Raw genomic sequence first — 11,718 nt, 5'->3', positions numbered from 1 at the left:
AATGAATTGATTATGCTATACTAATAAGATAACTTTTTCAAACATGAAAGGAATTACAGCATGAACAAAAACAAAGAACAATGGTCGACAAAGCTCGGCTTTATCCTATCATCTGCTGGAGCGGCAGTCGGCCTTGGAGCAATTTGGAAATTCCCATATATGACAGGAATGAATGGTGGAGGTGCCTTTTTCCTATTATTTATTGGCTTTACCATCATTCTAGGTCTTCCTCTCTTAGTTGGGGAATTTATTATTGGAAGAAGTTCACAAAAGGAAGCAGTCACAGCTTACAAAACATTAGCACCAAAAACTCCTTGGTCATTCATTGGACAATGGGGCGTTGTTGGTGCATTCATTCTGATGGCATTTTACAGTGTTGTAGGCGGCTGGGTCCTTCTATATAGTTTCATGTCACTGCCTGGACAAATTATAAAAGAAAACGCAAATTATCCCGAACTATTTGCAAATATAACTGGCAGTCCAACCTTGACAATTGTCGGTCTTGGATTATTTGTATTAATAAATATTATTGTTGTATCTCTCGGAATTACAAATGGAATCGAGAAAACAAATAAGGTGTTAATGCCATTACTTTTTATTTTCTTTATTATACTTGTCATCCGTTCCGTTACATTCGAAGGAGCAATGGAAGGTATCCGCTTCTTCCTGCAGCCAGACTTTTCCAAACTAAGTGCTGAAAATGTCTTATATGCACTCGGTCAAGCATTCTTTTCATTAGCAGTAGGAATCTCGGTGATGGTGACATACAGCTCTTACTTGAAAAAAGATGTCAGTTTACCGTCATCAGCTGGATCGGTAAGTATTATGAATATATTTGTTTCCTTGCTTGCAGGTTTAGCTATCTTTCCTGTTGTATTTGCCTTTGGTTTGGAGCCTGCAGAAGGACCTGGATTATTGTTTATCGTGCTGCCTGAGGTATTTGCACAAATGCCGTTCGGTGAATTGTTTTTAAGCTTATTTTTATTGCTGTTTTTATTCGCGGTGTTGACATCATCCTTCAGTATGCTGGAAATTATTACAGCAGCTTTCACAGAAAATAAACAGCGTTCAAGAAAGAAAGTTGCATTCATTGCCGGTTTACTCGTATTTCTCGCAGGCATTCCATCTGCACTCTCTACCAACATGCTTACGGATTTCACTATATTCGGTTTAACTGTATTCGATGCAAGTGATTTCCTTGTGAGTAATATCATGCTTCCTGGTGGCTGCCTATTTATTTCATTGTTTATCGGATTTAAACTGGATAAATCATTATTAAAGCAGGAATTTTCTTATGGAAACCAGTTACCTGATGGATTGTTCCACGTATGGTTCCAGATCATGCGTTGGTTAGTTCCCGCTACAATCATCATCGTTTTCTTAAGTTCTGTCGGAATTTTATAGTACGAAGATTTTTACACAAGGAGAAAAGGAAAGATTCCGCTGGAGGAGTGACATACATGCCACGTAAAATTGTAATTGTTGGCGGTGTTGGTGGCGGCGCTACGGTTGCCGCCCAAATCCGCAGAAACGATAAAAGTTCCGAAATCATCATCTTTGATAAAGGGGGTTATATTTCTTACGCAAATTGCGGTATCCCCTATTATCTTGGCGATGTGGTTCAAAATAGAAAGGATCTCCTGTATCCTCCTGAGAAATTCACGAAAAAATACAATGTATCCGTGCATACGAATACAGAAGTTATTTCGATTTCACGCTCAGATAAAACCGTGCACTATCGGAAAGGTAAACAAGTGCAGGAGGAAACCTTCGACAAACTGATCCTTTCTCCTGGTGCATCTGCAATTGTTCCAGACATAGAGGGTATCAATAATAATCGAACCTTTACAGCGAAAACGATTGAGGATATGGATGCTGTTCATGCATTCATCCAACAAAATACACCGAGGTCAGTTGCTGTAGTTGGTGCTGGGTTTATCGGATTAGAGATGATCGAAAACTTGCATGCCCTTGGGTTGAATTGCACCATCATCGATCGCTCTTCACAAGTAAGCAAAATCATTGATGATGATATGGCGGCAATAGTTGAAGAACATTTGAAGGATAAAGGAATTGAGGTCATTTTGAATGATGGCTTGAAGGGGTTTAAAAATGATGGCAAGACATTACTTTTAAATAGCGGGATACAACTGGAAGCAGACATGACAATTCTCGCTATTGGAATAAAGCCTAATACCGATTTAGCTATCAATACGGCACTGGAGTTAGGTAGTACTGGTGCTATTTCTGTGAATGAATATATGCAAACAACAGATCCTGATATTTATGCGTTAGGAGATGTCGTAGAAACAAGAGACTTGTTAACTGGCTCACCAAGACATATCGCACTAGCTTGGCTTGCACATCGTCAAGCAGCTATTATTGCTGCACACTTAGATGGAGAACAGATTCCTTATCGCGGCAATACAGGCTCTTCTATTTTGAAGGTATTTGATTTAACAGTGGCTGCAACCGGACATAACCGACAGAGCTTGCAGCAGGAAGGCAAACAATTCGAGAATGTAGTCCTTGCCTCAACTTCCCACGCTAACTATTATCCAGGTTCCAAGAAACTCTGGTTAAAACTTTTTTTCCATCCAGAAACAGGGCTGATTTTTGGAGGAAATATTGTCGGGTATGATGGTGTTGATAAGCGGATGGCTGTATTGGCTACTGCTATCAAAGGAAATTTAACTGTAAATGACCTACCAGAGCTGGAACTCGGATATGCACCACCTTATTCCAGTTCAAAGGATCCCATCAATATTCTTGGCTATAAAGCAATCGATATGCTAAAAAAGTAAATCCCGGCTAAAGGCCGGGATTTATTTTTTTAAATATTATCTTCAAATTGGTAAATAAGTTCGAAGCTCGTTTCATCCAATAACTCTGCAACATGGACGCGTAAACCATGTCCGAATATAACCTCATCCTCTGTCATCGCAACAATCATAGCTTTCGTATTACTACGAGTATCAACATATATATCTCCAACAGCAGGCTTTAATGTATCATCATTTTCAGCAAGGTAGCTAATCGATTCATCTTTTAGCTGTTGTTCTTCAGGCACAAGATTTTTATCATAATAAGCGATTTCTTGACTTGCATCCTGACGACCTGGAACCATGACAACATATTCATTATGTTTCACACCATTATCACGTGTTGTATTCACATTTCCGTTCTCAACACTTTCCACTTTTTCGATTTCATTCAATGAATAATGATCTAAAAAGTCTGGTGCAGGTTTAACGATTAAAATATAGTCGCCTGGCTCTGGCTTCGCATATTGATCAATCGTGTACCGTTTGCCATAAAAGATAAATGTATCATTATGCTTCGGTCTATAATAGTCAATCTCACTTGCCTTCGTTAAAATTTGTTTCATATCCTTCAAACGATACAAGTGTACAGATTGTTTAAACATCGGCTTTACTGAATACACTTTATGGAGCTCGTTTTGATAAAACACAAACTGGCCTTTCCTCACTTGATAAAGCTTCATTCCGTTCCCTCCTAATTAAAGCATTATTTCCATTATAACTAGTTTCTATCATAAAGTGAATCTTCATTCCACCTTATTTCACATGATGTCATCTACGGACCTTATTTTAAACAGTACCCGATAATATAGCTCTGTGATTATTTTCCCATATGCAGTCCATTTTTAAACCTTTATTTTGTCAGTTTCACTTTTATTTTTATTTTATGAAACTAATCGTCTTTCCATTTCGTATAACCAATTAGAAACGATCATAGGAGATGTGAACATGACAGGAATATTAACAACTACGATTCTTACTTTTATTCTCTATATCATAATTGCTGTTTACTTTATTTTTAAAAATCAGCACCAGCGGAAAACGACAATCAAAACTGCTGGATTTACGTTTATTAGTCTTTTCATTATTACAGCAATCATCGTCTATATTTTCATGCCTACCATCACCATTCCAAATATGTCGATTGCAAACTTAATTGTCGCTTTCATTGGAACACTTGGTTTATATGGATTGACGATGAGCAAACCACTTACAAAAGCAAGTCGTCCAATCGATGTGGTTTCATCTGGAATTATTGTATTAGCAGTCATCGCAGTTCCGACATTTTTTATCCTTGGCATTTCTGCTTTAGATAATAGCTATGAGTCCATTAAAAAAGAAGAAATGGAAGAAGCAAAGCCACTCGATAAAGATGCTACACCAATTGTTGTATCACCAGAATCTGCACGTAACAAGGTTCAAAAAGCAATGAGTGTTGTTCCAAATACCCAGTTTTATGATCTAGGTAAATTACAGGTACAAATGGTAAATGACGATATCGTATTCATTGCTCCAGTTGAATTTAGTGGTTTCTGGCGTTATTTCCGCGGTAAAGAAACAGAAGGATATTTTACCATATCTGCTACAGATATCAATGCCCAACCGAAATTTATTGAAAGTAAAATGAAGTATACGAATTCCAGCTACTTTCAACATAATATCCAACGAACGATTTATGGGGAATATCCAGCTTATATTCAAAGTGGCAGCGCACAAATCGAGGTAGATGAGGAAGGGAAACCATGGTATGTACAGACGTTGTATAAACCAATTGGCCTTACAAATAAACCAAACATGTCAAAGCTGCATGTCGCAGTTGTTGACCCGGTAACAAGTGATGTATCCCTTTATACAACAGAAGATGCACCTGATTTTATCGATGGTTCGATTAGTTCTGAAATGGCTTCTGATCAAAATGAGTATTTCGGAAAATACGTGCATGGCTGGCTGAACTCTATTTTTGGAAAACGGGATGTAAAAATACCAAACGAATCTGGAACGGAAAGTAATGTAACACCTATTTTTGATGAACAAGGAAACATGCATTATTTTACAGATATGTCCTCTCCTAAAGAGAATATTGATTCTGCTTTAGGCTACACACTAATCAATGCTCGTACAGGTGAATTAGTGTATTACAATGGAGAAAAAAATAATGGAATCATGGATAGTAAAGGTGCAAGAGAAATCGTTGATAAAGAATTCCCAGAGAAAAACTGGAAAGGCTCCATGCCGATTTTGTATAATATTGACGGAAATCCAACCTGGGTAGTCAATGTACTAGATCCGAATGGATTATTTAAACAATATGCCTACATTAAGGCCGCTGATTCCGATTTTGTTGTTTTCGGTGATACTGCAAAACAGACACTAGGTGCCTATCGAATTGCACTTGCACAGGATCCTAGTAATGTGGAATCTACCGGTGAAGCAGCAGGACATGAAAGCGTCAGTGGTGAGATTGAACGTGTTGTTATTACAACCCAAACAACTGGACAACTGATTCAATTTTTATTAACAAATGACACAACCATTTACACATTGAGCTCAACTAAGGCTCCTTTAGCGGTCTTTTTACAACAAGGGGATCATGTTCAGCTAGAAGCAAATAAATTGGATAACGGTACTGCCATTGTCGAAGCTATTGAAATCGATGGCTTACAATAGAAAACAGGGTGCCCCGATTTTTTCGGGTACACCCTGTTTTGTTTACTTTTATAACGTCACTTGAAATTATCATGCATGAACAGATAGTAATACCCCACTGAATGACGTTGCACTTTATTGATTCTCCATTTCCTCAATTAATACGGAGAGTTCCTCCCAGCGTTCCATTTTCTTTTCCAGTGCTGCCTCAGTTTCTTGCTGGTCCTCATATAATTTCTGTATTTTTTCCGAGTCACTTCCGGCATCGATAATGGCCTGCTGCAATGCTTCAACCTTTTCCTCTAACTCCATTATTTGATCTTCAATTTTTTCCCATTCTCGCTGGTCATTGTAGGAAAGTTTTTTCTTTTGCTTCTTCGGCTTTTCAATTGCTTTTTCAGTATTCTGCGCTGTGCTTATATCGAAATGACGTTGTTCTAAATACGCACTGTAATTCCCTTGGAAGCGTTCTGTCCTTCCATGTCCCTTAAAGACAAGCAAACGGTCAGTAACACGATCTAAAAAGTAGCGATCATGGGATACGGTAATGACGACACCAGGAAAATGATCCAAATATTCTTCCAGAACACTAAGTGTCTGTGTATCTAAATCATTTGTCGGCTCATCCAAAAAGAGTACATTCGGCTCTGTCATAAGCACTTTCAATAAATAAAGCCTGCGTTTTTCCCCGCCAGATAATTTCCGAATATAGTTATATTGTTCTGAACGGGAAAATAAAAAGCGTTCCAGCATTTGCTCAGCAGTTATGACTTGACCGTCCTTTGTATGGATGACTTCTGCAACCTCTTTAATATAATCAATCATCCGCATACTTCCATCTAGTTCCTCATCACCCTGCGTATAGTAGCCGATTTTTACCGTCTCACCGATTTCAATTTCACCTTCATCTGGTTCGACTCGATCCGCCATTATATTAAGCAAAGTAGATTTTCCAGAGCCGTTGGCACCAATAATACCGAGGCGCTCCCCTGGAATTACGAGATAACTGAAATCACGCAAGAGCGTTTTACCATCATAGGTCTTCCCAATGGATTTCAGCTCAATTACCTTTTTACCTAATCGTGTAGAACCTACTTGAAACGCTAGATGGTCTTTTTTCGTATCAAATGTTTCCTTTTTCATTTCTTCTGCGCGTTCAATTCGTGCTTTTTGTTTTGTTGATCTTGCTTTTGCTCCACGTTTTAGCCATTCTAATTCACGACGTAATGTATTCTGGTGTTTCTGCTCATTACTAACTTCAAGCGCTTCTCGCTCTGCTTTCTTTTCCAGAAATATTTCATAATTTCCTTCGTATATATACAAATTTCCTTTATCTAACTCGTAGATTCGATTCGTTACCCGATTTAGGAAATAACGGTCATGTGTCACAAGGAGAAGAGATCCTTTATAGGACTGTAAGTATTTTTCGAGCCATTCTACCGTTTCATTATCCAAATGGTTGGTTGGCTCATCTAGTATCAGTAAGTCAGCTGGCTGAATAAGCGCCTTTGCGATAGCAACACGCTTTTGTTGTCCACCCGAAAGCTCGGTGACTTTTTTGCCAAAATCTGTTATCCCAAGCTTCGTTAATATTGTTTTAGCTGCAGTGTTCGCTTCCCATGCTTCCGCTTCATCCATCTTCTGCTGGAGTTTTAGCAACTCCTGTTGATAGGTGCTATTCTCAGCATCCTCCTGCAGCTTGAGTAATGCAGCTTCATATGCCCGCATCAACTTCATAATCGTCGACCCGCCGTAATAAATCTGGTCAATAACAGTTAGGTTAGGATCAAGAATTGGATCCTGTGCCAAATACTCAATTCGGTAATCTTTTGCATGTTTCAAATTTCCTTTTTCGGGTGATTCTATTCCAGCAATCACTTTCAAAAAGCTTGATTTCCCTGTTCCATTTACACCAATCAGTCCAATTCGCTCTTTGTCAGTAATTGTACAGCTGATGTCATTAAAAAGAACTTTATCACCATAAGATTTATGTAAATTTTCAATAATAAGCATTGTTTAACCTTCCTCACGCTTTTCAATTATAGTTCGCGTTTTCATGTTATCGTCATTTTCTTTTCCGTATCAACTGCTTTATCCAAGCTTTTACAATTATAACGATTAAAAATAAAAGCCATGATGTCACTAAATAAAAAATAAGTTTAGCTCCTTCATTCATTTCTGAAAAAAAGGTGGCCATTCCGATCCATATCGCTCCAATCATGACGAGCTGTCCAAGTAATAGTTTTATGATAATCTCCCCCGACTTTCTTTACTAGTCTATGTAATAGTTTAGCGTACTGGCGCTTAATTTTCCATTTATAAAAACAGACTGCTCTATTCCTTACCAAGCTCCTCATTATTTATGTTATAAAACAGGAAAGGAAATCGGGCTTAGTGCCGATTTCCTCAATTCATTTTTTCGTATTCAGTTATCATTTGTTCATAATTCAAAGGCCCATACACGCGTTGCCCAATAATTCCTTTTGTATCAATCATATAGGTTGTAGGGATTGGGCTTATTCTGTATAACCTGGATACTTGCCCTTCCTCATCCATTAATACCGGAAAGGTTAGACCATATGTTTCAATAAACTCATTTACCGTCTTTTTATTCATTTCCATGTTTGTTAAATTAACCGCAAGCACCACAGCATCTTTGTCTTGGTAGAATCGTTCCAAATCAGGCATCTCTTCTCGACATGGCGGACACCAAGACGCCCAGAAATTAAGTAATACGCGCTTTCCCTTAAAGTCAGATAGCTGAACAGTCTCACCATCACTTGTAATCAATTTAAAGTCAGGCGCCTTCTGACCAACTTCAGTACCAATATCCTCTGCTGCAACCAATCCTATAGTTGAAAAGAAAACTACGATAAACAGTAGTGCTGAAACGATTCGTTTCATCCTGTTATCACCACCCATAAGTAATCATCTTAGTTTCCCTCGTTAGCCAATATCCATGCATGCTTATCGATAATTTTCACCCATTTGATATATAATACATGTAGTGTAATAAGAAACGTGTTCTACAGAAGGAGAGAATTTATGGTACTGCAAAAGGGAAAATACAATTGTATTACAGATGTAGGCGATGTGAAGGTCGGACATGTCACACTCTATGAGAAAATCGATGATCACGATACGATATGTACTGGGGTAACCGCTATTCTTCCTCATTCAGGCAATTTATTCAAGAAAAAAACACATGCTGCAAACGCAGTAATAAATGGTTTTGGAAAAACAACTGGTCTCGTACAGCTTGATGAGCTTGGATTATTAGAGTCACCCATCATGCTAACAAATACCCTTAGTGTTGGTTCTGTTATGCAAGGAACTTTACAATACATGCTTGAAAAGAATGAGGACATTGGTGTAAGTACAGGGACAATTAACCTTGTTGTCGGCGAATGTAATGATGGCTACTTGAATTCCATTCGGCTTCAAGCAGTAAAACCAGAACACGCGATTCAGGCAATTAAAAAGGCGAGCACAGAACCTGTCCAAGAAGGTGCTGTTGGCGCTGGAAAAGGTATGGCATGCTTTGAATATAAAGGCGGAATCGGCACCGCTTCTCGTATCATTTCAGCAGGCAAGGAAAATTATACCGTCGGATGTCTGGTATTAAGTAATTTTGGCAAACGGGAGCAAGCACTATTTGCCAATTGGAATAAAGCCAGTCTGGACACTCCTGATGGTTCGATTATGATTATAATTGCCACAGATGCACCACTTTATGATCGACAGTTAAAACGACTAGCCAGTCGTTCTGCAGTTGGACTAGGTCGAACAGGAAGTACCATAGACCACGGGAGCGGCGACATCGCCATTGCTTTTTCTACCGCAGCAACATTTGAACACAACTCAGATCATACTCTTGGATCAATCTCCTTTATTCGAGATGACCATCCAGCAATGGGTCAGCTGTTCCAAGGCGTTATTGAAGCAACAGAAGAAGCAATTATGAATTCTCTAAAACACGCGGAAACTACTGTGGGAAGAAGAGGTAGAATGCTCAAAAAAGCGCCATTGTAGAAAGGGAGGAGAGCATTTTGCTCTACTCCCTTTCCCATTGCTTAGCGTAACTATAAAATTTGAATACTTTGGGTAACTAGTTACCGAAAACAGCCACGTCCAGCTCCAACGCTAAAGCTGTAGCGAGACTTCCCTCACCTCCGTACGAAAAGAAGACTTGCCGATTGGCTGCGCCAGAGGGTTAGTCGCACTTATACCCTTGTGGTGAAAGTCAACATCGACTCCAAGTAAAAGGATGGCCGACTAAAATCAGGCTAAAGCCTAACATCGGCATACCCCTTACAGGGGCATGTTTCCTTTTAGATGAACTTGACTTTTCGCCCATAACGGCGAAAGTCATAGTTCATCTTATACTTTGGAGTGAATCTCCTGCGTAAGAATGTCCGACAAGTCGAACCACCCCAAAGTACGGGGCGCAGTCCGTACGTCGCTTACCGGACGCTTCCACTTTTGTTCTTTTACTTCGACTTCTTCAAAAATGATTTTGGCACATCTGCTTGGAACAGCAGTAATTGTCCAGTAGTTGGATGTTGAAATGATAATACTTTCGCATGGAGACCTAATCTTCCAATCACATTATGTTTAGACCCGTATTTTTTATCGCCAACAATCGGATGTCCAAGATCCTCCATATGGACACGTATTTGATTTTTACGGCCAGTCTCTAATTTTACTTCAAGCAATGAAAAATCCTCATTGGATTGCATTACTTTATAACGCGTTATTGCAAGCTGCCCATCATTTTTAATAGGACTAGAATAGACTCTATGCGCCTTACTTTCCTTAAGCCAGGATGAAATATAGCCGTCCTGCTTCGTTACTTCTCCTTCAACTAACGCAACATACGTACGTTCCTTAACCACCCGTTTCCAATTATTTTGTAAGGTTTGTTTTACTTCTTTTTGCTTGGCAAACAGCATTACGCCGGATGTACCTTTGTCTAAACGGTGCACAACAAATATTCGATTATCTGGGTCTTCCTGTCTTACATATTCCATCAGCTGGTGGTAAGCTGTTTGCTTTTTTTCCTTTTCTGTTGCAATCGCAAGCAGTCCTGCTTCCTTATTGATAACAATAACGGCATCATCCTCATACAAGATAGACATGCCTATTAATACATTCTGCTTAATCGCAGCTTTATTTTTTAAAATCGTAACTTTTTGTCCAGGATGCAAGGCATAATTGTACTTCGTTTCAATATGATCATCAACCGTTACCTGACCACGGGCAAGTATTGATTTAACGGAATTGCGACTACGATTTGACATGACCTTTATTAAAAAAGGTAATAATTCACTTGCCTCTTCTACTTTAAATTGAAGTGACTTTGGTTGCTGTTTATTTTTTGAATGATATTTACTAGCCATATGATAAACTCCTCTATAGTTGAATAGCAGTTATATTAGAGAACTTAGCATTCTCAGAGCCTTTAGCGAATGCCTAAGTTGCACTTATGCAGAAAGAAATATGCAGACTGCCAAAAAAGTGTTAAGTATATGCTACACTTTCCTTCAATAAAGTCTAGCATATACTTAACACTAATTGAAATTTGCCATTTTTTTAATCTTCATCTTTCACATCTATATCTTCTGGTATTGGTTCATTTAGATATTCTTGAATCATTTTTTTATACTTTTCTACTTGTTCAAAATGTGTTGTAAACTGTTCTTTATTAATTAAATACTGCTCCCCATCATGAATTGCACGTATACGTCCTTGCATAACCAGCGCTGTAACACTTGAGGGGTTCATTGCTATATATTCCGCGGTTTCCTCGATTGTTAGGTACATGAAATTACGCGCCTAATACATCTCGAAATTCTGGAGTATTTTCGATTTTATTTTTCGCATAAGGACATAACGGTGTTATCTTTCTGTTTTTTTCACGGGCAAACAAAACGACCTGCTCTACTAATTTTCCAGCAATACCTTGACCACGTAATTCATCTGAAACATATGTATGATCAATTACAATTTTCGAATCTCCAATTTGCACAAACGTAATTTCTGCAAGTGGTTCTTTTATATTGTCTCCTACATAAAATTTATTTTCGCCTTTATTAATAGTAGTCATTTTTATCCTCCTCAAATTTACGTCTACCACCCTCTATTATACCTCACTTGTCAAACAATTGTGGTGGAAATAATATCAATCCTATTCAATCCCTTGATGGAGAAAGGAAAATAATCCTTTACATTCACTTTACAGTAACTTAAC

Annotated in this window: 10 protein-coding genes; 4 read left to right on the top strand and 6 right to left on the bottom strand. The window is 38.5% G+C overall.

Annotated features, from left to right (window positions below; all coding sequences use genetic code 11):
- Positions 1-60: 60 nt before the first annotated feature.
- Together NST46_RS12265 and NST46_RS12260 are read left to right on the top strand one after the other, a co-directional pair.
- Positions 61-1,404, top strand: coding sequence for a sodium-dependent transporter (locus tag NST46_RS12265; protein ID WP_341137285.1), 1,344 nt, complete (start codon positions 61-63; stop codon positions 1,402-1,404).
- A 56-nt stretch (positions 1,405-1,460) separates the two neighbouring features.
- Positions 1,461-2,804, top strand: coding sequence for a CoA-disulfide reductase (locus tag NST46_RS12260; RefSeq protein WP_341137284.1), 1,344 nt, complete (start codon positions 1,461-1,463; stop codon positions 2,802-2,804).
- A 29-nt stretch (positions 2,805-2,833) separates the two neighbouring features.
- Here the strand turns inward: NST46_RS12260 and NST46_RS12255 are convergent, their stop codons facing one another.
- A complete protein-coding gene (locus NST46_RS12255) occupies positions 2,834-3,505 on the bottom strand; it encodes a hypothetical protein (RefSeq protein ID WP_095313698.1) in 672 nt (223 codons plus the stop codon).
- Positions 3,506-3,770: 265 nt separating this feature from the next.
- Between NST46_RS12255 and NST46_RS12250 the strand changes: the two genes are divergently transcribed.
- Positions 3,771-5,489, top strand: a complete 1,719-nt coding sequence (locus tag NST46_RS12250; protein WP_341137283.1) for a DNA-binding protein — start codon at positions 3,771-3,773, stop codon at positions 5,487-5,489.
- 114 nt (positions 5,490-5,603) lie between these two features.
- Here NST46_RS12250 and NST46_RS12245 read toward each other — a convergent pair whose 3' ends face one another.
- Both NST46_RS12245 and NST46_RS12240 read right to left on the bottom strand, forming a co-directional pair.
- Positions 5,604-7,481, bottom strand: coding sequence for an ABC-F family ATP-binding cassette domain-containing protein (locus NST46_RS12245; protein ID WP_341137282.1), 1,878 nt, complete (start codon positions 7,479-7,481; stop codon positions 5,604-5,606).
- A gap of 393 nt (positions 7,482-7,874) precedes the next feature.
- Complete coding sequence (locus tag NST46_RS12240) at positions 7,875-8,372, bottom strand: peroxiredoxin family protein (RefSeq protein WP_341137281.1); 498 nt, start codon at positions 8,370-8,372, stop codon at positions 7,875-7,877.
- Positions 8,373-8,513: 141 nt separating this feature from the next.
- Here NST46_RS12240 and NST46_RS12235 point away from each other — a divergent pair, with 141 nt between their 5' ends.
- Positions 8,514-9,500 carry a DmpA family aminopeptidase gene (locus tag NST46_RS12235; RefSeq protein WP_341137280.1) on the top strand — a complete coding sequence of 329 codons (987 nt, stop codon included), beginning with the start codon at positions 8,514-8,516 and terminating at the stop codon, positions 9,498-9,500.
- A 458-nt stretch (positions 9,501-9,958) separates the two neighbouring features.
- Here NST46_RS12235 and NST46_RS12230 read toward each other — a convergent pair whose 3' ends face one another.
- The 3 genes from NST46_RS12230 to NST46_RS12220 form a co-directional block, all read right to left on the bottom strand.
- The gene (locus tag NST46_RS12230) at positions 9,959-10,867 is read right to left on the bottom strand and encodes an RluA family pseudouridine synthase (protein WP_095313718.1); all 909 of its coding nucleotides are present in this window, start codon (positions 10,865-10,867) and stop codon (positions 9,959-9,961) included.
- 193 nt (positions 10,868-11,060) lie between these two features.
- The gene (locus tag NST46_RS12225) at positions 11,061-11,291 is read right to left on the bottom strand and encodes an excisionase family DNA-binding protein (RefSeq protein ID WP_095313720.1); all 231 of its coding nucleotides are present in this window, start codon (positions 11,289-11,291) and stop codon (positions 11,061-11,063) included.
- Positions 11,292-11,295: 4 nt separating this feature from the next.
- Positions 11,296-11,574, bottom strand: coding sequence for a GNAT family N-acetyltransferase (locus NST46_RS12220; protein ID WP_095313722.1), 279 nt, complete (start codon positions 11,572-11,574; stop codon positions 11,296-11,298).
- Positions 11,575-11,718 lie beyond the last annotated feature (144 nt).

The organism is Oceanobacillus sp. FSL W7-1309, assembly GCF_038002145.1.
Classification (GTDB): domain Bacteria; phylum Bacillota; class Bacilli; order Bacillales; family Amphibacillaceae; genus Oceanobacillus; species Oceanobacillus profundus.
Note: the sequence above shows the minus strand (reverse complement) of the source record. Positions and strands in the feature narration are given on the sequence as shown.

What these genes read in the sequence shown, in the direction of transcription:
- NST46_RS12265 (WP_341137285.1), top strand. Translation starts at nt 61, where the DNA reads ATGAACAAAAACAAAGAACAATGGTCGACAAAGCTCGGCTTTATCCTA.
- NST46_RS12260 (WP_341137284.1), top strand. Translation starts at nt 1,461, where the DNA reads ATGCCACGTAAAATTGTAATTGTTGGCGGTGTTGGTGGCGGCGCTACG.
- NST46_RS12255 (WP_095313698.1), bottom strand. Translation starts at nt 3,505, where the DNA reads ATGAAGCTTTATCAAGTGAGGAAAGGCCAGTTTGTGTTTTATCAAAAC.
- NST46_RS12250 (WP_341137283.1), top strand. Translation starts at nt 3,771, where the DNA reads ATGACAGGAATATTAACAACTACGATTCTTACTTTTATTCTCTATATC.
- NST46_RS12245 (WP_341137282.1), bottom strand. Translation starts at nt 7,481, where the DNA reads ATGCTTATTATTGAAAATTTACATAAATCTTATGGTGATAAAGTTCTT.
- NST46_RS12240 (WP_341137281.1), bottom strand. Translation starts at nt 8,372, where the DNA reads ATGAAACGAATCGTTTCAGCACTACTGTTTATCGTAGTTTTCTTTTCA.
- NST46_RS12235 (WP_341137280.1), top strand. Translation starts at nt 8,514, where the DNA reads ATGGTACTGCAAAAGGGAAAATACAATTGTATTACAGATGTAGGCGAT.
- NST46_RS12230 (WP_095313718.1), bottom strand. Translation starts at nt 10,867, where the DNA reads ATGGCTAGTAAATATCATTCAAAAAATAAACAGCAACCAAAGTCACTT.
- NST46_RS12225 (WP_095313720.1), bottom strand. Translation starts at nt 11,291, where the DNA reads ATGTACCTAACAATCGAGGAAACCGCGGAATATATAGCAATGAACCCC.
- NST46_RS12220 (WP_095313722.1), bottom strand. Translation starts at nt 11,574, where the DNA reads ATGACTACTATTAATAAAGGCGAAAATAAATTTTATGTAGGAGACAAT.